The organism is Ruegeria pomeroyi DSS-3, from assembly GCF_000011965.2.
Taxonomy (GTDB): Bacteria; Pseudomonadota; Alphaproteobacteria; order Rhodobacterales; family Rhodobacteraceae; genus Ruegeria_B; species Ruegeria_B pomeroyi.
The window spans coordinates 1,151,698-1,174,896 of sequence record NC_003911.12 but is presented as its reverse complement, the minus strand read 5'-3'; the positions used below and the strand labels follow the sequence as shown (position 1 = coordinate 1,174,896).

General features: G+C 63.9%; 24 protein-coding genes. 4 read left to right on the top strand and 20 right to left on the bottom strand.

Going from position 1 to position 23,199, the window contains the following annotated elements:
- Nucleotides 1-17: 17 nt before the first annotated feature.
- Nucleotides 18-1,562, top strand: coding sequence for a Ppx/GppA family phosphatase (locus SPO_RS05670; protein ID WP_011046864.1), 1,545 nt, complete (start codon nucleotides 18-20; stop codon nucleotides 1,560-1,562).
- A 560-nt stretch (nucleotides 1,563-2,122) separates the two neighbouring features.
- The gene (locus tag SPO_RS05665) at nucleotides 2,123-4,048 is read left to right on the top strand and encodes a peptidoglycan-binding domain-containing protein (protein ID WP_011046863.1); all 1,926 of its coding nucleotides are present in this window, start codon (nucleotides 2,123-2,125) and stop codon (nucleotides 4,046-4,048) included.
- A 157-nt stretch (nucleotides 4,049-4,205) separates the two neighbouring features.
- On the opposite strand, the gene SPO_RS05660 is transcribed toward SPO_RS05665, so the two are convergent.
- From SPO_RS05660 to SPO_RS05600, 13 genes are all read right to left on the bottom strand, one after another.
- Nucleotides 4,206-4,859 carry a DUF2848 domain-containing protein gene (locus SPO_RS05660; protein ID WP_011046862.1) on the bottom strand — a complete coding sequence of 218 codons (654 nt, stop codon included), beginning with the start codon at nucleotides 4,857-4,859 and terminating at the stop codon, nucleotides 4,206-4,208.
- A 3-nt stretch (nucleotides 4,860-4,862) separates the two neighbouring features.
- On the bottom strand, nucleotides 4,863-6,149 hold the full coding sequence (locus SPO_RS05655) for a TRAP transporter large permease (RefSeq protein ID WP_011046861.1): 1,287 nt from the start codon (nucleotides 6,147-6,149) through the stop codon (nucleotides 4,863-4,865).
- Nucleotides 6,146-6,679, bottom strand: a complete 534-nt coding sequence (locus SPO_RS05650) for a TRAP transporter small permease subunit (protein ID WP_011046860.1) — start codon at nucleotides 6,677-6,679, stop codon at nucleotides 6,146-6,148. The genes SPO_RS05655 and SPO_RS05650 overlap by 4 nt, the downstream gene beginning before the upstream one ends.
- 38 nt (nucleotides 6,680-6,717) lie before the next feature.
- Nucleotides 6,718-7,755, bottom strand: coding sequence for a TRAP transporter substrate-binding protein (locus SPO_RS05645; RefSeq protein WP_011046859.1), 1,038 nt, complete (start codon nucleotides 7,753-7,755; stop codon nucleotides 6,718-6,720).
- Between the two features lie 21 nt (nucleotides 7,756-7,776).
- Nucleotides 7,777-8,604, bottom strand: coding sequence for a putative hydro-lyase (locus SPO_RS05640; protein ID WP_011046858.1), 828 nt, complete (start codon nucleotides 8,602-8,604; stop codon nucleotides 7,777-7,779).
- Nucleotides 8,605-8,681: 77 nt separating this feature from the next.
- On the bottom strand, nucleotides 8,682-9,584 hold the full coding sequence (locus SPO_RS05635; RefSeq protein ID WP_011046857.1) for a LysR family transcriptional regulator: 903 nt from the start codon (nucleotides 9,582-9,584) through the stop codon (nucleotides 8,682-8,684).
- 102 nt (nucleotides 9,585-9,686) lie between these two features.
- Nucleotides 9,687-10,070, bottom strand: a complete 384-nt coding sequence (locus SPO_RS05630) for a hypothetical protein (protein WP_044027990.1) — start codon at nucleotides 10,068-10,070, stop codon at nucleotides 9,687-9,689.
- Nucleotides 10,071-10,108: 38 nt separating this feature from the next.
- The gene (locus SPO_RS05625; RefSeq protein ID WP_011046856.1) at nucleotides 10,109-11,122 is read right to left on the bottom strand and encodes an endonuclease/exonuclease/phosphatase family protein; all 1,014 of its coding nucleotides are present in this window, start codon (nucleotides 11,120-11,122) and stop codon (nucleotides 10,109-10,111) included.
- A gap of 4 nt (nucleotides 11,123-11,126) precedes the next feature.
- Entirely contained in the window at nucleotides 11,127-11,807 is a 681-nt protein-coding gene (locus SPO_RS05620; protein WP_011046855.1) for a molecular chaperone DjiA, read from the bottom strand.
- 40 nt (nucleotides 11,808-11,847) lie between these two features.
- Complete coding sequence (locus SPO_RS05615; protein WP_011046854.1) at nucleotides 11,848-12,342, bottom strand: GNAT family N-acetyltransferase; 495 nt, start codon at nucleotides 12,340-12,342, stop codon at nucleotides 11,848-11,850.
- Nucleotides 12,339-12,941 carry a VOC family protein gene (locus tag SPO_RS05610; protein ID WP_030003190.1) on the bottom strand — a complete coding sequence of 201 codons (603 nt, stop codon included), beginning with the start codon at nucleotides 12,939-12,941 and terminating at the stop codon, nucleotides 12,339-12,341. The genes SPO_RS05615 and SPO_RS05610 overlap by 4 nt, the downstream gene beginning before the upstream one ends.
- 129 nt (nucleotides 12,942-13,070) lie before the next feature.
- Nucleotides 13,071-15,200, bottom strand: a complete 2,130-nt coding sequence (gene scpA / locus SPO_RS05605) for a methylmalonyl-CoA mutase (protein ID WP_011046852.1) — start codon at nucleotides 15,198-15,200, stop codon at nucleotides 13,071-13,073.
- Complete coding sequence (locus SPO_RS05600) at nucleotides 15,166-16,098, bottom strand: hypothetical protein (protein WP_044027989.1); 933 nt, start codon at nucleotides 16,096-16,098, stop codon at nucleotides 15,166-15,168. Before SPO_RS05600 ends, scpA begins: the two co-directional genes overlap by 35 nt.
- 171 nt (nucleotides 16,099-16,269) lie before the next feature.
- On the opposite strand from SPO_RS05600, the gene SPO_RS05595 reads away from it, so the two are divergent.
- Nucleotides 16,270-16,716, top strand: coding sequence for a DUF4174 domain-containing protein (locus SPO_RS05595; RefSeq protein ID WP_044027987.1), 447 nt, complete (start codon nucleotides 16,270-16,272; stop codon nucleotides 16,714-16,716).
- A 16-nt stretch (nucleotides 16,717-16,732) separates the two neighbouring features.
- Here SPO_RS05595 and SPO_RS05590 read toward each other — a convergent pair whose 3' ends face one another.
- The 3 genes from SPO_RS05590 to SPO_RS05580 all read right to left on the bottom strand — a co-directional run bounded on the left by SPO_RS05590 (nucleotide 16,733) and on the right by SPO_RS05580 (nucleotide 19,628).
- A complete protein-coding gene (locus tag SPO_RS05590) occupies nucleotides 16,733-17,254 on the bottom strand; it encodes a hypothetical protein (protein ID WP_011046849.1) in 522 nt (173 codons plus the stop codon).
- 4 nt (nucleotides 17,255-17,258) lie between these two features.
- The gene (locus SPO_RS05585; RefSeq protein ID WP_011046848.1) at nucleotides 17,259-19,304 is read right to left on the bottom strand and encodes an acetyl-CoA carboxylase biotin carboxylase subunit; all 2,046 of its coding nucleotides are present in this window, start codon (nucleotides 19,302-19,304) and stop codon (nucleotides 17,259-17,261) included.
- A gap of 120 nt (nucleotides 19,305-19,424) precedes the next feature.
- Complete coding sequence (locus tag SPO_RS05580) at nucleotides 19,425-19,628, bottom strand: hypothetical protein (RefSeq protein WP_011046847.1); 204 nt, start codon at nucleotides 19,626-19,628, stop codon at nucleotides 19,425-19,427.
- Nucleotides 19,629-20,287: 659 nt separating this feature from the next.
- On the opposite strand from SPO_RS05580, the gene SPO_RS05575 reads away from it, so the two are divergent.
- A complete protein-coding gene (locus SPO_RS05575) occupies nucleotides 20,288-21,427 on the top strand; it encodes a DcaP family trimeric outer membrane transporter (RefSeq protein ID WP_011046845.1) in 1,140 nt (379 codons plus the stop codon).
- An 80-nt stretch (nucleotides 21,428-21,507) separates the two neighbouring features.
- On the opposite strand, the gene SPO_RS05570 is transcribed toward SPO_RS05575, so the two are convergent.
- From SPO_RS05570 to SPO_RS22440, 4 genes are all read right to left on the bottom strand, one after another.
- Nucleotides 21,508-21,867, bottom strand: coding sequence for a hypothetical protein (locus tag SPO_RS05570; RefSeq protein WP_011046844.1), 360 nt, complete (start codon nucleotides 21,865-21,867; stop codon nucleotides 21,508-21,510).
- Between the two features lie 69 nt (nucleotides 21,868-21,936).
- Nucleotides 21,937-22,074, bottom strand: coding sequence for a hypothetical protein (locus tag SPO_RS23190; RefSeq protein WP_011046843.1), 138 nt, complete (start codon nucleotides 22,072-22,074; stop codon nucleotides 21,937-21,939).
- A gap of 214 nt (nucleotides 22,075-22,288) precedes the next feature.
- Nucleotides 22,289-22,693, bottom strand: a complete 405-nt coding sequence (locus SPO_RS05565) for a DUF6497 family protein (RefSeq protein ID WP_230981776.1) — start codon at nucleotides 22,691-22,693, stop codon at nucleotides 22,289-22,291.
- A 71-nt stretch (nucleotides 22,694-22,764) separates the two neighbouring features.
- A complete protein-coding gene (locus SPO_RS22440; RefSeq protein WP_144084051.1) occupies nucleotides 22,765-23,115 on the bottom strand; it encodes a cupin domain-containing protein in 351 nt (116 codons plus the stop codon).
- Nucleotides 23,116-23,199 lie beyond the last annotated feature (84 nt).

Below are 23,199 nucleotides of genomic sequence, written 5' to 3'. Positions count from 1 at the left end.
CCAAGACAGGGGGCCGCATGAACCTGCAAACGGAAACATCCGTCCCGGATTGGGGGCCCTTCGGCAGACCGCTTTTCGACGATCCCGGCGCCCGGGCGCTGTCGCGGATCGGGGTGGTCGATGTGGGCTCGAACTCGGTCCGGATGGTGGTGTTCGACGGCGCGGCCCGCTCGCCCGCCTATTTCTACAACGAAAAGGTCATGTGCGCCCTGGGTGCCGGCCTCTCCGAGACCGGACGGCTGAACCCCGAAGGCCGGGTGCGGGCGCTGGCCGCGCTGCGCCGGTTCCAGCATCTGGCCGACGACCTCGACCTGCCGCCGCTGCGGGTGGTGGCCACCGCCGCCGTGCGCGAGGCCGAGGATGGCGCCGAATTCTGCGCCGAGGTGAAACGCCAGACCGGCCTGACCATCCAGGTGATCGACGGCGAGGAAGAGGCGCGGTTGTCGGCGCAAGGCGTGCTGCTGGGCTGGCCCGGCGCCTATGGGCTGATCTGCGATATCGGCGGCGCCTCGATGGAACTGGCCGAGATCGGCAGCGGCCAGGTCGGCCGCCGCCTGACCTCGCCACTGGGGCCGTTGAAGCTGCGCGATGTGCCGGGCGGCCGCCGCGGCCGCAAGGCGCATATCAAACAGGTGATGAGCGAACTGCGCGCCCAGCTTGGCCCGCAGCGCGACCGCCTGTTCCTGGTCGGCGGCAGCTGGCGTGCTATCGCCCGGATCGACATGCTGCGGCGGAACTATCCGCTCAAGGTGCTGCACGAATACCGCATGACCGTGCGCGACGTGCATGAGACCGCCCGCTATATCGAGCGCACCGATCTGGACAAGCTGCGCGGAAAGGCCGGCGTATCCGCCTCGCGCATGGCACTGGTGCCCTTTGCGATCGACGTGCTGGCCCGGCTGATCCGCGAGTTCAAGCCCAAGGATATCGCCATCTCTTCCTACGGGATCCGCGAAGGGTTGCTGTATGAACAGATGCCGCAACGGCTGCGCGACCGCGACCCGCTGATCGAGGCCTGCTATTTCGCCGAATCCAAGGACGCCCGCCTGCCCGGTTTCGGCAAGCAGCTGTTCGAATTCGTGATGCCGCTGTTCAAATCCGCCCCCCGCGCGCGGGTGCGTCTGATCAAGGCCGCCTGCCTGCTGCATGATGTCAGCTGGCGCGCCCATCCCGATTACCGCGCCGAGGTCTGTTTCGACAACGTGACCCGGGCCAACCTGGGCGGGCTGAAACACTCCGAACGGGTGTTCATCGGCCTGGCCCTGCAACACCGCTATCGCAACAAGCGCGAGGGCAACCGGTTCGAACCGATCTACGACCTGCTGGACGAGAAGAGCCAGACCCAGGCCGAAATCCTGGGCAAGGCGATGCGCTTTGGCGCGATGCTCTGGCTGAAACGCGACGCGCGGATGGGGCGGCTGACCTGGTTCCCCAAGAAGCGCCGCCTGGAACTGCACCTGCCCCAAGAGGCCGCCCCCCTGTTCAGTGAAGTGGCCGAGGCCCGGTTCCAATCGCTGGTCGGGGCGCTGGACGCCACATCCGAGATTTTCATCGAGGAGTGAGGGGCCGTTAGGCCGAAATGCCCAAGCGCCCAGGACAGCGAACCACTCGGCCGGATTGCGTTACAACCGACCTTGCACCGACTTGCCGCGAACGAAGGCTTCGAGCCCGAACCTTACAATTGCTGCACCTTCCGCCAATTGCCGCGATGCACCAAAAGCCGACATTGGCCTTGGAGAGATCGACCCAAAGCAGACAAACAGCGGCCTCCGGCGATGCTGCAGTGCGGCCCGTCGAACCTGTTACTCGCTGTGCTGCAGAAGTCTTGCCCCGCTTGAACCCATGGCCTGCGGACGAAGCGGCCGGACGCGCGTTTGCATTGACCTCCAAGAGGATGGATTGCATGCAGACGAACAATGTATGAAACTATAAGATAATTTTCGCCGATGAGCTGGAATGAAAAGTGAAGTTGGGAGGGTCACTTCATTGTTGACACGTTCTAGCGTTAGGACTTTTTAGCTGCAGCAGCTAGTATGCGGTTTCAGACGCCCTATGTTAATACTAGTATGGGAGATCTGAAATCCAGTACCTGGCGGCAATAATCCGGTCCATCGGCACGCAATTGAGCCGCTCGGCTCACGAACTCGCTGTATTTGGTGGTACGATCCTTCACGCAATCCTGGCCAGCCTTGCAACGAACAAAGCAAGAATCATTGCATTGCCATCGGCGGCGTTGTTTGGCTTGGTCCTTTTTCTGTTCTGGGGGTCGATAGACGCCGCAGTTCAGGACCGTTGGAATGTGACGCCAGGCAAGTTTGCGCTCTATTTTGCCAATTGCAAAATTCTCTCTAGAGACGCCGCTGACTGCGCCCAAACGCGCTCCCGGATTGCCGGTGACTTCGTAGACTCGAAAGACAAAGAACAAGACACGCGATTCGACGAGTTGGAGCGGCAACTTGCTTCAGTAATCAAGCAACAAGAACAATCCAACGATCAAATCGCTCAGCTGAGTTTGAGAACGATCGAGTTAGCTCAACAGTTGGCTTTGGCGAGTGAGGCTGGCGACAATGCGCGTGTGGCGGAGCTAACTGAAAGCATCGCGGAAGTGGGTGCAGAGCTTGAACTCGCCAATCTTAACGCCGCTGATATCCAGACATCCATTGCAGCTTTAAGCTCCAGTCTGAGTGGCGCACTCAGAAGCGATGCGCGTGTGCTTAGCTTTGAGGTCTCGCCGGAAGTGGGAACGCTTGCACCGAACCTGGTCGCCCCAGATTCTTCGGTGGCGTCCCGCGAAAAACCCTTTGTTGAGGCATTTATAGACGGTCCCAAGAGCCGGGGAAGTTCATCGCATCTTATGTCTCCGGAGGTGGAGAGCTACATACAGCCCAACGGAACATGGACACTGCCGCCGTCGTCGCCTCGTTCGGTCGTTGTTACCAGCACCAGCGCTATTGGTTCGGGCGTACAAACTGAGTTTGTCGATGCGGATGTTGAAGAGATCATTTCGAATGTGTTTGAGAAGGTCGGTCTGGAGCCACGCGCCGATGAGTTTTCGAAAGCGATTCCCGAGCTGGCGCCATTGCCGAATCCAGAAGGCGCATTTGCCATGATGCAAGGACAACTGGCTCCTCCGGTTTTCGAAGTTCCCAAGGCACCTTCGATAGTCTCGCCGTCGCCGAGTGACCTTGCCGGGCTGGATGTCCAACAGACCATTTCGTACGCGTTTGAGCGTGTCGATCAGGATGCGTTGGCCACACGGCTTGAGCCGTGGGTGCCAGATACGTTTCCGGACCCAAGTTTCGATACCGCGCGGTTCATTGACCGAGTTGATAGTCCCAAACCGACCCAGCCCTGGGACAAGAACTGGGACTTTAAAGCCAATCCCCGGCTAACTGCAGAGACTCAACTCGTTCTGAAGTCACTGGGATATGATCCAGGGGTCATAGATGGCCGTTGGGGCCCAAACACTCAAGCTGCTTGGGATAAGGCTCAATCAGAGTTAGGGCTTTCTACCACAAAGTACCCAACTGAATTTGTGATCCACGATTTACGTGGCCGCATACCCGCTATCGATGCCGGGCAGGTTGACGGATTTATTGCTGCCAATCACTCGCGCGTATCTCGTCACTCCAGGCCGGATTTGTTGGGAGCCGATGCGGGATATGGGACGGCCCGCGACACTTACGCCACGCAATCAAGAGTTGGTGGCACGAATTCGTCGCAGATTGCTAGCCATGAAAACGGCATCCAGATGCCGAACAACTGGTCGTCGATCTCAACGACGACAATGAATTGCACCAACTGCACAGATATGACCGGCACTATTGGGTCCTACGAACAGTCGGATATCATCGGAACACGGAGTATCGAACATAGCTATGAACCCTATAGCTATGAAAACAATATGGTGCTTGGGAACTCAGGATTTGGTCAGTCCGACCTGATCGTGCGTCACCAAGATTTCATGAATTCATTCCAATCCCCGACGATAGACATCCCTAGTTTTTCGGTGCCTTCGGTGAGCATCCCAAGCTTTTCCATGGATTAGAGGCAAGGGCCTCCCAATCCACCTTCGTCGCGAGCACGATAGGATCTTCTGGTGGTGCTCCAAAGGCTAGCGCCTGATTAGGCTCAAGCGGCGTCAATAGATCCCGCCATCTGCCAGCAGGCGGCCTCGTCGAACCGGTGCACGATACGCCGCCGCCCTATTTTATGATCGGCAGGGTTCTGACCCGGTACTCCAGCCGCTGCGAGCGGTTGGCGGCCGCGTCCACAAGCTCCATCCGATAGGCGGTGGCCGGTCGCACCGTTCCGATGGCGGGCAACGTGCCGCACAGCATCGCGCCCCCCGCACCCAGGCCCGATTGCGCGACCAGCTCGGGCAAGGGTCGGATCTGCGCCAGCGGCCCCTCCTGATACAGAACCCAGGCGCCGCCTTCCTCGACATGGCAGCGCAGGATCAGCGTATCCAGCCGCGCCGCGACCTCGTCAAATCGCCAGAGCATATCCGAGACCGGCTTTGGGCAGGCCTGTTTTGACCCGGCAACCGAAAGCGCCTCGGCCTCGCGGTCGGTGTGGTCCGAGCCGAGCCCCAGCCACACCGTGCCCTCGTGATTGATCAGCAGCGGTTCGATTTCGCCCGAGGTGGCGGTGCCCAGAACCTCGATCTCGGGCGCCTGCACCAGAAGCGTGCTGGAGACGCGGTAGAACAGCGGCACTTGCGAGGGCGGCTGAACGCCGAGACGGGCAAGCTCGTCGATATGGTGCTGGACCGCGTCCGCATTCCGGCCGGTCCAGCCGGCGATGACCAGATCCGCGATATCTACGTCGATCTGTGTTCCTGCGGCTGTGAATTTCATCGCTTACCCTCCCAGGGCCGAAGGCAGGAACAGCGCGATGGCGGGAAAGGCGATCAGCGCCGCCACCATCACCAGCATGGCGATGACATAGGGGATGGTTCCCAGCATCACCTCGCTCATCTTGCCGGATTGCCGCGCCCCTTGCACGACATAGAGGTTCAGTCCGACCGGCGGGGTGATCAGCGCCATCTCGATCAGGACGATCATCAGGATACCGAACCAGATCGGATCATAGCCCTGCGCCACCACCAGCGGCACGATGATCGGGATGGTGACCACCATCAGCGACAGGGTTTCGATGAAGAAACCCAGAACGATATAGATCACCACCACCACCAGGATGGTACCCAGCGGCGACAGGCCGAGACCGCCCAGAAAGCTCTCCAGCTCGCGCCCGAGACCGGCCGAGGCCAGGGTGAAGTTGAGGAACGAGGCCCCGATCACCACCAGCATGATCATCGAGGTGATCTTGACCGTTCCCAGGATGCTGTCGATGAACATCTGCACGCTGATACCGCCAAAGAAACCAGCGATCAGAATGGCACCGGCCACGCCGACGGCGGCGGCCTCGGTCGGTGTGGCCCAGCCCTTGTAGATGGTGCCGATGATGATGGTGAACAGCAGAACGATGGGGACCAGCTGCAACAGCGCGCGCAGCATCTCGCCCCCCGAGAACACCCGCCGCGTGCCGCCCAGAGCCGGCCGGATCAGGCAGATGATCACCGTGATCAGCATGAACCCCAGCGCAAGGGCCAGGCCCGGCAGCAGCCCGGCCAGGAACAGGCGCGGGATCGAGGTCTGGGTCAGGAACCCGTAGACGATCAGGTTGATCGACGGCGGGATCATGATGCCCAGGGTACCGCCCGCGGCGATGGCGCCCGAGAACAGCTTGGGATCATACCCCAGCTTCTCGGCCTGGGGCATGGCGACGGTGGCAACGGTGGCGGCAGTCGCAACCGACGAACCGGAGGTCGCCGAGAACATCGTCGCGGTGGCGATATTGGCATGCACCAGCCCGCCGGGCAGCCAGCTGACCCAGCGATCCAACGCCGCATAGGTGCGCGTGGCAATGCCTGACCGCACCAGGATCTCGCCCAGAAGAACGAAAAAGGGGATGGCGATCAGGGTGGCATTGTTCGAGGTGGACCAGACCAGGTTGCCCAGGCCGCGGATCAGGGGAAACGGGCTAAAGAACGCATCGACCCCAAAGCCCAGCAGGAACAGCACGATGCCAACCGGGATCGACATTGCAAGCAGGCCCAGCAGGCCGACGGTGACATAGCCGATCACGTCCTTGTCTCCTCTTCGCCGAAGGCGCCGATGGCCGCCTCGGCGTGCTGGAACCGGCCCTTCAGGACCAGTTTCAGCGCCGCAACAAGGGTTGCCCAGGCGACCAGGGCGAACCAGATCCAGCCCGCCAGCCAGGGCAGCTGCACCCAGGCCAGAGGCGTTTCCAGAGGCGTGTTGGCCCGGGACGAATTGGCCAGCGACCGGCTGAGAACCGGCAGGCATTTGACCGCGATCAGCGTCACGGTGCCCGCCAGAACGCTCATCGCGAACAGATCGAAAACCGCGCGCCCGATCTGTCCGGCGCGGCCGCGCAGGATGTCGATCCGCACATGCCCAAGCTCGAGCAAGGTGAACCCCATCCCCCACGAGGTGGCAATGGCCATGACATAGCCCGAGATCTCGTCGGTGCCGCCCAAAGAGGACCCCATGCGCCGCAGCACAATGTCAAGAAGAACGATGCCCGCGCAAACCAGCAGGATCGCGCCCGTCAGGATCGCGATCCACCGGTTCCATTTGCGCAACCCCGTCAAGAACGGTCTGCTCCATAGGATCCTCCCGGGTTCAGCCGTCAGTTCGTGCCGATCGCAACACCGACCGTCGCCCCGACCGAGGCGTTCCAGCGCTCGGCCCAGTCGCCACCGGCCCGCTCGGCCCAATCGGGAAGAACCTGGCTGACCAGAACGTCGCGCGCCCGCGCGAAATCGGCTTCCGAAACCTCGACCAGGGTCATGCCGCGTGCATCCCCGGCCGGGCAGGTCCCATTGCCGGTAAGGCAGGCGATATCGTTCACCAGCGCATCCTGCGCGCTGGCCCAGGCGGGCGCCTCGAACGCGGTTGTCACCTGCGTGCTGATCAGCGCCTGGGTTTCGGCGTCAAGGCTGTTCCACTTGTCCAGGTTGATCGCGGTGACAACGCTGTCCCAGCCCCCCAGCGGGATCGGCAGCAGATGGGTCGAGACCTCCCACCAACCGGCGGAATAGCCCGAACCGGCCCCGGTCACGGCACAATCCACCGTGCCCTTTTGCAGCGCGCCGGGCACCTCGCCAAAGCTGACATTGACCCCTTCGGCCCCGAGCGCCTCGAGGAACTTGGCGGTCATGCGGCCCGAAGCGCGCACCTTCAGCCCGTTCAGGTCGTCCAGACCCGCGATCTCGGCGTTGCAGAACACCACCTGCGGCGGATAGGGCGCAATGGCAAGGACATGGCTGTTGAACCGCGCGTTGTAGATGTCTTCGACCATGGGCCGGGCGGCATCGACCATGGCGCGCGCCTCATCCGCGGTCAGCGCCAACAGCGGCACGTCGAGCCCTTCGAGCTCGGGCGCATCGGCGACGGCATAATCGGCCACGGTCATCGCCACGTCATAGACCCCATCGCCCAGCAGGCGGAACACGTCGCCCACGCCAAGGTTCATCTGATTATGGGTGGTCAGCGACACGTTGATCTTGCCACCCGAGGCCGCCGGCAGGGTCTCGCTCCAGAACGGCGCTTCGTATTGCTTGTGCAGGGGCAGGCTCGACCAGCTGCCGACCACGGACAGGTCTTCGGCCGCGACCGGCGCGGCAAGTGCCGTGCTTGCGGCCAGACTGAACATCACTCGTTTCATCTTGGTTCTCCTTGTTGACTGTTATCGTTTGTCTTGTGCGGTCTCGACGACCGGGACTTCGGCGTCCTCGGCCACGTCTGTGATCAGCATGTGCCCGGGTTTGTGCGTGATGCAGAGCGGCAGGCGCGCGGCCTCGATCGCCACTTGCGGGGTCACGCCACAGGCCCAGAACATCGGCACCTCGCCGGGGCCGAGCGGGGCCGGGTCGCCCCAATCGGGGGACATGATGTCGGCAATGCCCAGACCCGCCGGATCGCCCCAATAGACGGGCGCGCCATGGGCCAGCGGATAGGCGCGCGAGATTTCCGCGACCTCGGCCACCCGATCCTCGGGCACCGCCCGCATCGAGACCACCATCTTGCCCGAAAACGGGCCGGCGGGAACGGTCTCGATATTCGAGCGGAACATCGGCACCGTCCTGTCGTTGTCGACATGCCAAAGCGCAACACCCGCGCGCATCACCGCGTGTTCGAAGGTGAAGGAGCAGCCCAGCGCAAAGACCACCAGATCGTCGCGCCAATCCTCGGTGATGTCGGCGGACACGCTGTCCAGCCGCCCGTCGCGATAGACGTTATAGGCGGGCACGTCGGTGCGAATGTCGATATCGCGGCCCAGCGTGAACATCATCGGATTGCCCGTGTCGGACACGCCGATCAGCGGACATGGCTTGGGATTGCGCTGGCAATAGCGCATGAAGTCAAGCGCATAGGCTTCGGGCAGGATCGCCAGATTGGCCTGCAGATACCCCTGGCCCAGCCCGGCGGTATGCGACCGGTAGGCGCCCGACCGGATTGCCGCGCGCAGCTCTGCAAGGGAACTTGTCTTTAATCTGTCATACCCCACGCTCACCCCGATCCCCCCTTTTAGGTCACGGAAAGCGTCACAGGTCCGAATTATAAAATCAAATCGAAAAAATTTACCTCGAGCTATAAATTATTTTTATCACCGTGGTAATCCACCGCCACCTCACGGGCCATATGTGCCGCGGTTTCAATCAATTGGCTTTTCGGTTCTCCCATATAGCAGATGGTGAACCGCAGCGGGGCGGGAACCCAGCCGGGGTCGAACTCGCGAATTCGTCCGGCCAGTACATATTCGCGCCCCAGGGCCCGCGGCAGCACCGCGACGCCAAGATCGGCCTCGACCAGACGGAAACAGGCCGACAGCGACGAAGAGGGAAACAGCGAGAAATTCGGCCCCGCCTGTTCAAACAGCTTTTCCTTAAGTTCGCGATAGGGCCGGGTATTGCGCGGATAGGTCAGCACAGGGCGCGACAGATAGCTGGCCGCGATCGCTTCGCTGGATGTATCGGCCGCTGCGTACCAGGCCAGTTCGAAATCGGGCAGTTCGACATTGTTGACCGAGAATTCCGAAAGCGGCCCCAGCAGGATTGCCAGGTCAAGTTCGCGGTCCATCAGGCCCGCGCGCAAATTCGCCGAGATGTCCACGACCAGCTCGATCTCGAGCTTGGGAAACAGCTGGTGCAGCCGCGTCACCAGATCGGGCAGCCAGCATTGCGCGATGGTCTCCGAGGCGCCCAGCCTGAGGCGCCCCTCGACTCCGGCGGGGTCGACCAGATCGCGCTCGACCAGCTGGGTGAGATGTTCGTATTTCTCGGCATGGCCCAGCAGCAACTCGCCTCGCTTGGTCAGTTTCATGCCGCTTTGGGTGCGGTCGAACAGCTCGCAATCCAGGTTGTCTTCCAGGTTCTTGATCCTGGCCGTGACGGCGGGTTGGGTCAGGTTCAGGCTGGTTGCCGCCCTGCGCACGCCGCCAAGTCGGACGACCGCAAGGAATGTGCTGAGTTGTTCGAGATTGATTCTGGCCATGGTGTATTGGTTGCATGGCGCCCCCGGTTTGCACAGCCCGGAGCGAGGCGCATTCCGGGCGCGCCCGCGCGCTATGGCCGTCCGGGCCGTTGTGACGCCAGTCTAGATGTCGGTCAGGCCCTTGGGCACCTCGTCTGCCGGCTGTTCCGGCGCAGGGTCGGGCAGCGGCGTCTTGCGGCGGATGATGATGTCGCCGTTGGGCAGCATCTCGGGCATTTCATAGACCGACCAGTCCTCGACCTTGTCGGCCAGATCGGCCAGCGCCGGGCCCATCTGTTCCAGAAAGCTCAGCACCGATGGCCCCACTTTGCCCGCCATGTCGCGCAGGTCCCTAAGAGCCGGTTCCACCTCCTGGCTGAGCCCCTTGAGGAACAGTTCGGCGCCGCGTTCCATCAACGAGCGGCCCGGTTCCTCCTCCTCTTGCGCGGTGGCAGCAAGCGGGGCGGTCAGCATCAGGCCAAGGGCGATGACAAGGATCGGTCTCATACCCGTCAGATAAGCATTCCGCCCCCGGAATTCAAAGCTCAGATATCAATATCGAGCGTCACCGGGAAATGATCCGAGGCAGTCAGCAGCGCCTCGCGCAGCTCCACCATCTGCCAGCATTCGGCATCGTCGAACGGGTGCCAGATACGCCAGGCCGGGCGCCGCGCCATCAGGCCCTTGCTGATCATCACGTAATCGAGCAGCGCCGACAGGTACCGCCCCTCGCCCGGCAGCTGGAACCGCGCCGTCGCCGGCAGCGGCCCGGGGCGCACCTGCCGCGCTTTGTCGGCATGCGGGTCATACAGCCCCGCCTCAAGCAGGATCTCGACCGAGGAGCGGCCAAACAGATGTTCGAACTCGTCCAGACCGGGGCCATCGTTCAGATCGCCCAGCAGCACCACCTCGTCCCCGCGTGTCAGATGATCCTCGACCCGCTCACGCAGCCAGATCGCCTGGGCCAGCTGTTTGCGCCGGTTCAGGATCGAGATGCGGATCGCTTCGTCCCGCGACCCGGCCCCGTGCGGCGCCTTGGATTTCAGATGCGCCCCGATCATCCGGAACCGCGTGCCGGTGGCGGTTGTCACCTCCAGCTCCAGCGGCGGTTTGGAAAAGCGCACAAGATCCTCGGTCGCGTCGATATCGAGGTCGATCCGATAGGTGCCGTCGAACCGGGGCGGCGTGGCGCTGCCGCGCTTGCCGGTCTCTTCGCCCAGGGGATCGTGGCGCGCCTCAAGCCGGGCCGGATCGTAGAGCAGCGCCAGTTCCTGATGGGTCTCGTTGGCAAAACCCATCACCGCGGCGTGGGTGCGCAGGTCAAAAGCCTCGGCAAAGGCGCCCAGCGCCCGCACCGTGTTCTGGGTTCGCCCGGTATTGGGCGCCTCGACGATCAGCACCGCATCCGCATCAAGCGCGGTCAGCACCTTGGCGATCGCCTCGACCTGCTGGGCGCGGGTGACATCGTGGCGCCCGGACCAGCGGTCATCCACCAACAGGCGGTCATTGCGGTCGAACAGGTTGGCGAACCACTCGATATTCCAGGTCGCCAGCCGCATCGCCCTAGACCCGCGCGCCGTTGAGCTCGTCCCAGGCGCGGTTGATGTCGATCATCTTCTTCTCGGCCAGGCGGATCGCCTCTTCGGGCACGCCGCGCGCCATCATCGCGTCCGGATGTGTCTCGCGAACCAGATTGCGCCAGACCTTGCGGATCTCGGGCATCGGCATGTCGGGCGACACCCCCAGCACCGTATAGGGATCCTTGGGCGCATCGGGCACGAAGCGGGCCCGCAGGGCATGGAACTGGCGGTCGGTCTGGCCAAAGATCTGCGCCACCTCTTCCAGGAACTCGTTCTCGCCCGGATGATAGAACCCGTCGGCCATGGCGATGTGAAACAGCCCCTCCATCAGGTCACACAGCACGGTGCTGTCCTCGGCGAACATGCCTTTGATCTTGCGGGCGTAATCCTGATAGCCGGCGACATCGGTACGGGCCATGTCAAAGACCCGCGCCGCGCCCGCCTCATCCGCGCGGGCGATCTGGAACACCTCGCGAAAGGCGGTCACCTCGTCGCGGGTGACCCGGCCATCGGCCTTGGCCATCTTGGCGCCCAGCGCGATGACGGCAATGGCAAAGGCCACCGATTTCTCGGGCGGCGTGCGCAGGCGTTCGAACACGGCGCTCAGGCTTTCGCCCTGCGCCAGCGCGCTCAGCGCGTCGGTTATGCGGGTCCAGAGTGACATGGCGCCACACTAGCGCCTTCGCCCGGCGGTGTCAGGTGCGTCAATTTGGGTCGGCGTCCAGAATTTTCTGCATCAGGACCAGGTCGAGCCAACGCCCCTCCTTGCGTCCGACCTGCGGCAGGCGCCCCACCTCGGCAAAGCCTAATGCACGGTGAAACGCCACAGCGCCCGGATTGGCACCCGAGATACCTGCCACCAGCACATGCACCCCCTCGGCGCGGGCAACCCGCTCCAGTTCCGTCATCAGGGCGCGCCCCGCCCCCTGCCCCCGCGCGCCTGGGTCGAGCAGGATCGAATGCTCGCGGGTGCAAGCATAACCGGGCCCGGCACGAAACGGGCCATAGGTGGCAAAACCCAGAATAGCTCCCGCCGCTTCGGCCACCAGATAGGCGGGCGCGCGGGCGGCGATATCACCGGCCACAGCCTCTGGCCTGCGCAATTCGGTGGTAAAGGTCACCAGCGTGTCGCGGATGTAATGGTTGGCGATCCCGGCGATATCAGCCGCATCCAGCGCCCGCGCCGGCCGGATCTTCATGCCAGCACCCGCATCCCGTGCGGGGTGTCGATTTCGGCGCGCAGGCCCGATGGCCCGGTCTCAAACACCACGCGCTCCAGCGGCCCGCACAGCTCTGCCAGCGCCCGCGCCTCGGGATGGGTCACCACCAGCCAGCGCAACGCGCAGCCCGAGGGCGCCAGCATCGCCGCCGGATGCAGATCGCCCTGCCACTGGATCAGCGCCGGAAACCGGTCGTCATAGGGCAGCACGCCGCTTGCCGGAACCGCCATCCGCCAGCTGAGCGCACCGCGCTCCAGATCGACGATATCCCCCGCCCCCGCTGGCGCCGCGCTCAGGGCCGCCTGCAGATCGGGCACCCGGCAAATCCAGTTGCTCAGCCGAGCAGGGCCTGAAAAGCGATCCAGATCGAACCAGCGCGGCCGCTCCGGCCCCGGCGCGCCGGGGTCGATGGCAATCGCCTCCAGATAGAGCCCGTCCGCCAGGCCCAGAAGCGTGTTATGGGTGCCAAACCGCGCATGCTGACCGCCCGGTTGCATCGCCACGCCCAGCGCCGCCTCCACATGCGCCCGCGCCGCCTCCAGCGTCTCGCCCGCCACCGCGAAATGATCCAGTTCCATCACCGTCCTCCTGCCAAAGCAGAGACTGACAGCAAAAAAGCGGCAAGCCAACGCCTGCCGCTTCTTTCTGGTTCGAAATACTCCGGGGGGAGGCCGCAGGCCGGGGGGCAGCGCCCCCAGCCCCTGCCCTCAGCCCGCGCGCGCGTCGCGCACCAGCTTCAGGATATCCTGCGCCGCCTCGGGGATATTGGTGCCCGGGCCAAAGATCGCCTTGACCCCGTGATCATAGAGGAACTGGTAATCCTGCTGCGGAATGACCCCGCCGCAGATCACGATGATATCGCCGGCACCGGCCTTTCTCAGCTCTTCGACCAGTTGCGGCGCCAGCGTCTTGTGGCCCGCCGCCTGGCTGGAGATGCCGACCACATGCACATCGTTGTCGATGGCATCCTGCGCCGCCTCGGCCGGGGTCTGGAACAGCGGCCCCACATCGACGTCAAAGCCAATGTCGGCGAAGGCGGTGGCGATCACCTTGGCGCCCCGGTCATGGCCGTCCTGGCCCATCTTGACAACCAACAGACGCGGGCGGCGGCCCTCTTCCTCGGCAAAGGCCTCGATCGACTTCTGGATCGCGGCAAAGCCCTCATCGCCCTCATAGGCCGCGCCATAGACACCGGCCAGGGTCTTCACTTCGGCGCGGTGGCGGCCGAATTCCTTTTCCATCGCCATGCTGATCTCTCCTACGGATGCCCGGGCGCGGGCCGCCTCGACGGCCGCTTCAAGCAGGTTGCCGCCCTCTTTGGCGCGGCGCGTGAGTTCATCGAGTGCCGCTGCGCAAGCCGCTTCGTCGCGGCTGGCGCGAATACGCTCCAGCCGGGCGATCTGGGCGTCGCGCACCGCCATGTTGTCGACGTCGAGAATGTCGATCGGGTCTTCCTTGTCCTTGCGGTACTTGTTGACGCCGACGATCACCTCTTCGCCGCGGTCGATCATCGCCTGACGGCGGGCCGCACTTTCCTCGATCCTGAGCTTGGGCATGCCACTGGCCACGGCCTTGGTCATGCCGCCCATCTCCTCGACCTCCTGGATCAGCGCCCAGGCCTTCTCGATCAGGTCGTTGGTCAGGCTTTCGACGTAATAGGAGCCCGCCAGCGGATCGACCACCTTGGTCACGCCGGTCTCTTCCTGCAGCACCAGCTGGGTGTTGCGCGCGATGCGGGCCGAGAAATCGGTGGGCAGCGCGATCGCCTCGTCCAGCGCGTTGGTATGCAGCGACTGAGTGCCGCCCAGAACCGCGCTCATCGCCTCGTATGCGGTGCGGATCACGTTGTTATAGGGATCCTGCTCTTGCAACGATACACCAGAAGTCTGGCAATGGGTGCGCAGCATCTTGGAGCGTTCGGATTTCGCGCCGAACTCGGTCATGATGCGATGCCACAGCGTGCGCGCGGCGCGCAGCTTGGCGATTTCCATGAAGAAGTTCATGCCGATGGCAAAGAAGAAGGACAGGCGGCCTGCGAACTTGTCCACGTCCATCCCTGCCTCGATCGCGGCGCGCACATATTCGCGCCCGTCGGCCAGGGTATAGGCCAGTTCCTGCACCAGGTTCGCCCCGGCCTCTTGCATGTGATAGCCCGAGATCGAGATCGAGTTGAACTTCGGCATGTTGTCCGAGGTATAGCCGATGATGTCCGAGATGATCCGCATCGAGGGTTCGGGCGGATAGATATAGGTGTTGCGGACCATGAACTCTTTCAGAATGTCGTTCTGAATGGTCCCCGACAGCACCGATCTGTCATGGCCCTGCTCTTCGCCCGCGACGATGAAACTGGCCAGGATCGGGATCACCGCGCCGTTCATCGTCATCGAGACCGAGACCTTGTCCAGCGGGATGCCGTCGAACAGGATCTTCATGTCCTCGACGCTGTCGATGGCGACACCGGCCTTGCCCACGTCGCCCACCACCCGGGGGTGGTCGCTGTCATAGCCGCGATGGGTGGCCAGGTCGAAGGCGACCGAGACACCCTGCTGACCGGCGGCCAGGTTGCGGCGGTAAAAGGCGTTCGATTCCTCGGCGGTGGAGAAACCGGCATATTGCCGAATGGTCCAGGGGCGGCCCGCATACATGGTCGCCTTGACGCCACGGGTAAAGGGGCCAAAGCCGGGCATCCCGCCCATATGCGGCAGCTCGGCGGTGTCCGCATCGGTATAGAGCGGCTTGACGTCGATCCCTTCGAGCGTCTGCCAGGTCAGGTCTTCAACGGGGCGCCCGCGCAGCTCTTTCTCAGCCAGCGCCCGCCAATCGTCGGTCTTGCTCATTGCGTCTTCCTCTTGTCAATTCGGGTCTTGGCAGGGTTTGCCCCGCCGGTTTCTTGTTCGGATCATCCATCAGCCAGGCGAGCCCGTCAGCGCCCGCGGCTAGCCACATCAGGTCATCGGCATAGGCCTCGCGCAGGGCGGCGGCCTGGTCCGGTGCAAAGGGGGTCCAGCGGCCCTCGCCGCCGGGCAGCGCCTCGGCCAGGCGCGGCGGAAGTATCTCGCGCAGTTCCGGCAGGCGCGGCGTGGCGTTCAGCCAGTCGCGGCTATGCTCGTGCGGCGCCGGGCGACCGGTGACCGCCTCCAGCTGCGCCTCGGGGCGGCCGGCGAAAATCTCGAACGGCAGCACCCAGAGTCGGGCACCGGGCAGCGCGCAACCGATATCGGCGATCACGTCGCGCCAGCTGCGCCGGCTTTGCGCGATCCAGTCCAGCGCCACCTCTCCGGGCAGGCCAAAGCCGCGCGTCAGCCCATAGCCCAGCGCCGAGGACCACCAGAGCTCGGGCGAGCGGATGTTCAGCACCACATCGCTGATCTTGCCGTCAAAGGCCTCGCCATAGCGGGCGATGCGTTCGCCCGCGTCCGGGTACAGCTCGGCCTGACGCAGGTTCTGCCGCATCGAGCCCAGCATGTTCTCGTCACTGACCACCAGCCGCCGGGTGCCGCCCAGCGCGGTGCGTGCCAGGTTCAGCCGCACCCGCCCCACCGCGCGGCGGCGCAGGTCGCGCCCGGTGGCGGGGCCGGGCGTGGGCAGCAGGCCGCGAAACAGCCCGTTGCGCGTCCGCCGTGGCCCCCAGAATCCGGTGCCATCGGCGGCCAGCCGGTCGGCATTCTGGCGAAGGTAATGCTGAAATGTCGTGGTCGCGCAGCGATGCGCGCCGATATGCAGGATAACGTCCATGGCGCAGCCTTTCTTGCGGGCCCTCAGGACCCGGTGGGAGCGGGAATGTACCTTCACAGTCATGCCCAACCCCTGACGAAGCCATTAACGTTAAACTTTTTGCATCCCGCGCCCTCGCAAGTGGTCGCAATCGGCGCGGCCACGGTTATATTGAAGCGGACAGGAGACCATATGAAACCCCTATTCGCCTTTGTTTTCCTTGCCTTTCTCCCGCTTGCCGGCTGGGCTGCCGATGCCACCCAGCCCGAGCAGGACGCGCTGATCCGGCCCGCCGGTGACAGCGATTTGAGCGAATTTTTATGGATAAAACGGCCCATCGTGATCTTTGCCGATACCGAGGCCGATCCCAGGTTCCAGCAGCAGATCGAGATGCTGCGCGCAGGCGCGGCCATGCTGGAAGAGCGTGACGTGGTGGTGCTGACCGATACCGATCCGGCCGCCCGCGCGCCGGCGCGCCAGAAACTGCGCCCGCGCGGCTTTGCCCTGGTGCTGATCGACAAGGACGGCGGCGTCAAGCTGCGCAAACCAACCCCGTGGAGCGTGCGCGAGCTGACCCGCTCGATCGACAAGATGCCCACCCGCGAACAGGAAATCCGCGACCGGCGCGGGCTGGATTGAGGCACGCGCGCCGCCATCACACATCCCCCCGGGCAAAGAAGACCTGTCGCCGATCCCGGTCCAGGATCACCAGAGCGTTGTTGTCGGGGGCAAAGATCAGCAGCGCGGCGGGAGAGTGCAGCGCGCTCAGATAGGCCGATTTGGTGGCCTCGTCCATGCAGGCGCGCGCGCTGAGGCCCGAGGCCAGGATGCCCAAACCCTTGGGCAGATCCGCCGACATCACCGCCTGCGAGACCTGATCGGGCGTCTCGCCCTCAAGGTCAAAGGCAACGATGGCCTCGCGCGACAGTGCCGCCAACCCGTCGCGCAGGGTCGAAACCGTGCGCACCTTGGTTTGCAGGATATCGGCCGGGGTGGCGAACACCCCGGCGGTGCATTCCAGCTTGGACTCGAAATAGAGCGTGTCGCCCAGCGGCATCCAGCCGCCGAGCTGGGCACGCACCTCGGCCTCGCGGTCCAGCGCACAGGCCGCCAGCCCGATCAGGGCCAGCACCGCGAGCGGCCGCGAGGCGCGAGGATATGTGCGTGCCCCGAACATGGGGTTATTCGAACTCCATGATCACGTCGTCAACGGCCAGGCTGTTGCCGGCGCTGGCATTGATCTTGGCGACCACGCCCTTTTTCTCGGCGCGCAGGATGTTTTCCATCTTCATCGCCTCGATGGTGCACAGCGCCTGGCCCTCCTGAACCTCCTGGCCCACTTCGACATCGACCTTCACGATCAGGCCGGGCATCGGGCAGAGCAGCATTTTCGAGGTGTCTGGCGGCAGTTTCTCGGGCATCAGGCGCGCCAGTTCCGCCTGACGCGGGGTGCGCACATGCACCTTCAGGTCGGCGCCCCGGGTGCGGATACGGAACCCGCCCGAGATCTTGCCCACCTTCAGCACCAGCGGCGCGCCGTCCACCATCAGGTTGGCCAGCTGGTCCCCCGGAGTCCAGTCGCTGGTCACCCGCATCGAACTGCCATCGTCAAAGCTGACGGTCGATCCGTCGTGATCGGCGGCGATGGTGACCGGGAAGTCGGCGCCTTGCAGCGTGACCACCCATTCGGTGCCCACCCGACGCTCGTGATTGTCCATCCGGCCCGACACCCGGGTGCGGCGGATCTCGGCGACACGGTGCATCGCGGCGGCGGCAGCGGCCACCCGGCGCAGATCGGTCTCGGGCAGGTTCACCCCTTCGAAGCCTTCGGGATATTCCTCGGCGATAAAGGCGGTGGTCATGTCGCCCGAAATGAATTTCGGGTGGTCCATCACGGCGCTGAGGAACGGCAGGTTGTGACCGATGCCTTCGACCTCGAAACTGTCGAGCGCGATGCGCATCGCCTCGATCGCAGCGGCACGGGTCGGTGCCCAGGTGCAGAGCTTGGCGATCATCGGATCATAATACATGCTGATCTCACCGCCCTCATAGACGCCGGTATCGTTGCGCACAGCCGCCTCGCCCGAGGGCGCATCCCCCTGCCATTTGCCATTGACCAGCAACGGGCCAGCGGCGGTTTCCGCCGGCGGGCGGTAACGGGTCAGACGGCCGATCGAGGGCAGGAAGCCGCGATAGGGATCCTCGGCATAAAGCCGGTTCTCGATGGCCCAGCCGGTCAGTTTCACATCACCCTGGGTGATACTCAGCGGTTCGCCCGCGGCAACCCGGATCATCTGTTCCACCAGATCGACGCCGGTGATCAGCTCGGTCACCGGGTGTTCCACCTGCAGGCGGGTGTTCATTTCCAGGAAGTAGAAGTTCTTCTGCCCGTCGACGATGAACTCGACGGTGCCCGCGCTGGCATAGCCGACGGCCTTGGCCAGGGCCACGGCCTGTTCGCCCATGGCGCGGCGGGTGGCCTCGTCGAGGAAGGGGCTGGGCGCCTCTTCGACGACCTTCTGGTTGCGGCGCTGGATCGAGCATTCGCGCTCGCCCAGATAGATGCCGTTGCCATGGCTGTCGCACAGCACCTGGATTTCGATATGGCGCGGCTGGGTGACGAATTTCTCGATGAAGATACGGTCATCGCCAAAAGAGTTCGCCGCCTCGTTCTTGGAACTCTGGAAGCCCTCGCGCGCCTCCTGATCGTTCCACGCGATCCGCATGCCCTTGCCGCCGCCCCCGGCAGAGGCCTTGATCATCACCGGATAGCCGATCTGGTTCGAGATCTTGACCGCCTCGTCGGCATCCTCGATCAGGCCCATGTAACCGGGCACGGTCGAAACATTTGCCTCCTGCGCGATCTTCTTCGAGGTGATCTTGTCGCCCATCGCCTCGATCGCCCCTTTCGGGGGGCCGACAAAGATCACGCCCTCGGCCTCAAGCGCCTCGGCGAATTTCGAGTTTTCCGAAAGGAAGCCATAGCCCGGGTGCACCGCCTGGGCGCCGGTGGCGCGAATGGCGGCCATCACCTTGTCGATGACGATATAGGACTGGTTCGCGGGGGGCGGGCCGATATGCACCGCCTCGTCAGCCATCTGCACATGCAGCGCCTGCTTGTCCGCGTCCGAATAGATGGCAACGGTGGAAATGCCCATCTTGCGCGCCGTCTTGATGACCCGGCAGGCGATTTCGCCCCGGTTGGCGATCAGGATCTTGTTGAACATGCGGTGTCCTCTGTCTTGGAAGGGTCGGAACGCAAAACGCCGCCCCCGGCCAGATGGCCAGGAACGGCGTGTCGCGCGATGTCAGCCGGGCCTGTCAGGACCCGGGGAGAAGTCGGTGCGTCAGTTGCAGGTGCCTTGCACCTTGCAATAAAGCATGTTGCCTGCGGCGCCGGCCGCAGCGCCGACAACCGGGTTTCCGTCCAGGACGAGCGATCCCAGAAGCCCGGCGCTGCCGCCATAAAGGGCCTGTTCGGTCGGGTTGTCGCCACAGGCGGCCAGGCTGGCGACAAGCGCCAGACCGGCAAATAGTTTCGATTTCTGCATCCTGCCCTTCCTTCGGATTGGTCCGTCTTATGGGCAGATAGATGGCGCTGCGCGCGGGTGGAAATCAAGCGGCGCGCACGCGCCGTGACAGCCTCAGCGGCGGGCCGCGCAATTTGGGGGAAATCCGCCGATCCACCCGCGCCGGGCGCGGGTAAAAAGACGGGCGGTTCGAGGTCAGCGACATCAAACCGCCCGCTTAGGGAAGGGGTACGGAATAGTAGGTGCGCGCACGACGCAGGCAGATTTGTGCCGCACGCCTGAACGAGGCTGCCGTATCCATGGCAAGCCGCCAAGCCCCGGTTCACGCGGCGCCGGATTTGAGCCGGATTCTGCCGGGCGCCAAGCAACTCTGGCGGGAATATGCCGACTGGGCGCTTCGCTGCTGCGCGCATGGCCCCTGTCACATAAGCGTTACGCATCACCGCATGATCCCAGCCCCGCCCATAGGCGCGGCAGATGCTTTCACACGGGCTGCACGCCTTTGTGCGCAGCAAACCCGGCCTCGGCGAGACAGCGTGTGCGACGGGCAAAAACTCAACTCCCGACCGATCACCATCGCGGCAATTTTCGCTCACGGCCAATCGCCTGCTTGTCATTTGCTCGAACCGGGGGCGCATGGAACCCAAAACCTCACCACATAAACGAGGAGATGGGTAGAAATGGTGAGGAGACTTGACGCAATTTCGGCGCTGGCGCTGATGGCGGCTCTGGGGGCCGCCAGCACGGCGACCGCCGGAGACGCCGGCAGCCAGGCCGAGCTGGACGCGCTGCGCGCCCGGGTCGAGGCACTGGAGGCCGGACGTGCCGCCGGTGCCAATGGCGACCTGAACATCGGGCGCACCGCAATCGACATTTACGGATATGCCAAGGCCGATTTCTTCTACGATTTCGACTTTGTGCAGGGTGACACCGCATTCGTGAACAATATCGGCGAGCCTGCGAATGCCACCGACGGTACCTTTGGTGCCACCGTGCGCCAATCGCGCCTGGGCATCCGCACCAGCACCGAAACCGATATCGGCACCCTGGGCGGGCAGCTGGAGTTTGACCTGTTCGCCTCGGGCGGCCGGTCCGAACTGCGCCTGCGCCATGCCAATATCCGCATCGGCGATCACTGGCTGATCGGTCAGACCTGGACCAACTTCATGCCCATCGGCCATTACCCGACCAGTGTCGAGTTCAACGGTCCGGTCGGCGTGACCTTTGCCCGGGTGCCGCAGGTGCGTTACACCCATGCCTTCGGCAAGGCGGTGTTCAGCGCCTCGATCGAGGAAAACAGCGCCCGCTCGGATGATCCGGTCGTCACCGCCGCGCTGGAATACAATGACGATCTGTTCTCGGCCCGGATCGCGGGTCTGGTCGGCACCGTCATTTCCGGCGGCACCGAGGTCGATCAGACCGGCGTCACCGTGTCCGGTGCCCTGCGCCCCTGGCATGGCGGCCTGTTCCAGGCAACCTTTGTCACCGGTGAGGCACTGGGCCCGCTGCTGATCGGCGGTGGTGCCTCGGCGGTTGGCGGCGTGGCCAACGATGTCGACGGCTTCACCGTCGAATTCCGGCAGGATGTGGGCGAGAAGTGGAACTTCGGCATCGCCTATGGCAACGAAGAATACGACCTCGGGACCTCCACCGGCACGCTCGATTTCACCGAGCTTGAATCCATCCATGTCAACGCGTTCTACAAACCCACCGACAATCTGACGCTGGGTGCCGAATACATCTTTGGCGAACGCACCACCTCGACCGGCGCCAGCTTCGAAGGCGACCGGGTTCAGCTTGCGGTACAGCTGAACTTCTGAGAGCCGCGGCACGCCCTGTCCTCCCTCGGTCAGGGCGTGTCCGGTAGTCCCGGATCGGGCCATATGCGCCGCCGGATGGATCATTCCCAATCGTCCCCGTCGAACGCATCGGGGAACGAGGCCCGCGCCACCGCCACGTCGATGACCAGAAGCGCCTCGTAGCTGGCCGGATCAAAGGGATCCTCGGCTGCCACAACCTCGCGACCAAACAGCCAACTCAGCCGCCCGGCATCCAGATTGCCGCGCTCGAACGGTTGGTCGCCGAACTGCTCCCACAGGGCCTGCATGAACAGCGCATCGGCACGCCGGTCGACCGCCTTGCGGTCGCGATACCGCTCGCGCCGGGTGAGCGGCGTCACGCCCTTGGGATTGGCGCGGCGGATGGTGAACTGGAAATCAGAGCCGGGCATGCGGCTGGGGAAACCGCGATGTTTCAGCATGACACGCCCTCCCGGCCAGAGAGCGCGGCGAAACGCGGGACCGGCCGCAGGGCCGATCCCGCGAGGTCTTTACTTGTACTTGCCGGTGAAGACCGGTTCGGTCGAGATGGGCTCGACGATGACGAACTCTTCTTTCGGCGAGTTGTCACATGCGGCAACGGCGCCAACGAAGGCAACCATTGCAACGAATTTGATGCATTTCGACATCTGTTTCTCCTACTGACACAATCGAAACCAACAGAAGCGACAGCTTCTGCCTGCCTCACCCTTTCGGGATTGGACGCACGTTGGCGACCGAGCGCGAGCATAGTTGAAAACGGTTCGGAAATACATCCGAGATCGGGCAAGTTCATGGCCTGTGACTCCAAAGTCGCAAAACTCCGCTGATGTGAAGTTTGACCCGCAACATGTTGTGGCATCGTCAAAACTCCTCCCAGATACAGCGAGACTCGCGGAGGCGGTAGGCCTCAAAATATTGTGTAGAGCCGGGCTGCGAGGTGCCAAAGGCGACCGGGCGGTCCGACATCGAGATGATCACGCGCGCTGGGGTGATTTGGCGGCTTTCGACATAGGGAACCGCCAGGATGGTGCACAGATGCTCCATGTCGATGGCCACCACGTCATAGGGGATCTGCCCTGCCTGATCGCCGATCTTGGGCGCGATGAAGCGGAAACGGATCCACAGCTCTCCCGGATTGTCATCCAGCAGGATATCGGCCAGTTCGACCGGCTGGCCCGAGGGCACCGGCAGCAGCGCCTGTGCCCGTGCGGGCGCGGCAAACGCGGCCACAAGCGCCAGGACATAGAGGCAACCCCGGCCCCGCAAGCGGGCTCCTCTCGCCGGGGTTGCTTGCGCATCGCACGTGGCGGGCGCTGTTCCATGTCGGGCGTGCAGGGTCATGGGGCAGTCTCGTCCCGTGTTTCGAATGCGGCGGGCGAGATGATCTCGATCAGCTCCATGTCGTCGGAATGGCGGCATTCGCGATGCTTGATGCCGGGCGGCTGCAACACGCAGGACCCCGCGCGCAGCAGATGCTCGCCCTGCCCCTCGTATTCGAAGACGACCCAGCCCTTGGTGACATAGACCATCTGGAAATCGAGATCGTGGCTGTGCCAGGCGCCCGGGCTTTCCATACCCGGAACCGCGCGGATCACATGGGCGCCTGCACGCACCCGCAGCCCCTGCCCTTCGGCGGTTATTTCGACCACCGGGGAGAAACCACACAGGGACTGCAGCTTACGCCACATGTCCTGGCGGATCTGGTGCGCCAGCCGCAATGGGTCAGCGGCTGGAAGCACGGTCTCCGCCGCCACGTCAAAGGACGCAGGCAA

Excerpts from the sequence above, each read along its gene's own strand:
- SPO_RS05570 (WP_011046844.1), bottom strand. The coding sequence starts at position 21,867 with ATGCTGAAACATCGCGGTTTCCCCAGCCGCATGCCCGGCTCTGATTTC.
- SPO_RS05595 (WP_044027987.1), top strand. The coding sequence starts at position 16,270 with ATGAAACCCCTATTCGCCTTTGTTTTCCTTGCCTTTCTCCCGCTTGCC.
- SPO_RS05600 (WP_044027989.1), bottom strand. The coding sequence starts at position 16,098 with ATGGACGTTATCCTGCATATCGGCGCGCATCGCTGCGCGACCACGACA.
- scpA (WP_011046852.1), bottom strand. The coding sequence starts at position 15,200 with ATGAGCAAGACCGACGATTGGCGGGCGCTGGCTGAGAAAGAGCTGCGC.
- SPO_RS22440 (WP_144084051.1), bottom strand. The coding sequence starts at position 23,115 with ATGTGGCGTAAGCTGCAGTCCCTGTGTGGTTTCTCCCCGGTGGTCGAA.
- SPO_RS05575 (WP_011046845.1), top strand. The coding sequence starts at position 20,288 with ATGGTGAGGAGACTTGACGCAATTTCGGCGCTGGCGCTGATGGCGGCT.
- SPO_RS05670 (WP_011046864.1), top strand. The coding sequence starts at position 18 with ATGAACCTGCAAACGGAAACATCCGTCCCGGATTGGGGGCCCTTCGGC.
- SPO_RS05610 (WP_030003190.1), bottom strand. The coding sequence starts at position 12,941 with ATGGAACTGGATCATTTCGCGGTGGCGGGCGAGACGCTGGAGGCGGCG.
- SPO_RS05620 (WP_011046855.1), bottom strand. The coding sequence starts at position 11,807 with ATGTCACTCTGGACCCGCATAACCGACGCGCTGAGCGCGCTGGCGCAG.
- SPO_RS05585 (WP_011046848.1), bottom strand. The coding sequence starts at position 19,304 with ATGTTCAACAAGATCCTGATCGCCAACCGGGGCGAAATCGCCTGCCGG.
- SPO_RS05635 (WP_011046857.1), bottom strand. The coding sequence starts at position 9,584 with ATGGCCAGAATCAATCTCGAACAACTCAGCACATTCCTTGCGGTCGTC.
- SPO_RS05630 (WP_044027990.1), bottom strand. The coding sequence starts at position 10,070 with ATGAGACCGATCCTTGTCATCGCCCTTGGCCTGATGCTGACCGCCCCG.
- SPO_RS05615 (WP_011046854.1), bottom strand. The coding sequence starts at position 12,342 with ATGAAGATCCGGCCGGCGCGGGCGCTGGATGCGGCTGATATCGCCGGG.
- SPO_RS05645 (WP_011046859.1), bottom strand. The coding sequence starts at position 7,755 with ATGAAACGAGTGATGTTCAGTCTGGCCGCAAGCACGGCACTTGCCGCG.
- SPO_RS23190 (WP_011046843.1), bottom strand. The coding sequence starts at position 22,074 with ATGTCGAAATGCATCAAATTCGTTGCAATGGTTGCCTTCGTTGGCGCC.
- SPO_RS05580 (WP_011046847.1), bottom strand. The coding sequence starts at position 19,628 with ATGCAGAAATCGAAACTATTTGCCGGTCTGGCGCTTGTCGCCAGCCTG.
- SPO_RS05625 (WP_011046856.1), bottom strand. The coding sequence starts at position 11,122 with ATGCGGCTGGCGACCTGGAATATCGAGTGGTTCGCCAACCTGTTCGAC.
- SPO_RS05660 (WP_011046862.1), bottom strand. The coding sequence starts at position 4,859 with ATGAAATTCACAGCCGCAGGAACACAGATCGACGTAGATATCGCGGAT.
- SPO_RS05590 (WP_011046849.1), bottom strand. The coding sequence starts at position 17,254 with ATGTTCGGGGCACGCACATATCCTCGCGCCTCGCGGCCGCTCGCGGTG.